General features: G+C 54.8%; 1 pseudogene. It reads left to right on the top strand.

The window, feature by feature from the left end:
- Window positions 1-210 (top strand): annotated as a pseudogene (locus FHC49_RS06080) (IS1 family transposase); the annotation flags it as partial.

Below are 210 nucleotides of genomic sequence, written 5' to 3'. Positions count from 1 at the left end.
GTTGGCCTCAACACGGTTTTACGTCACTTAAAAAACTCAGGCCGCAGTCGGTAACCTCGCGCATACAACCGGGCAGTGATGTGATTGTCTGCGCTGAAATGGACGAACAGTGGGGCTACGTCGGTGCTAAATCACGTCAGCGCTGGCTGTTTTACGCGTATGACAGGATACGGAGGACGGTTGTGGCGCACGTCTTCGGTGAACGCACTC

Source organism: Kluyvera sp. EC_51, assembly GCF_019584505.1.
In the GTDB taxonomy this organism is placed as follows: Bacteria; Pseudomonadota; Gammaproteobacteria; order Enterobacterales; family Enterobacteriaceae; genus Kluyvera; species Kluyvera sichuanensis.
The sequence above is the reverse complement of the archived record's forward strand: the minus strand, read 5'-3'. Positions and strand labels throughout refer to the sequence as shown.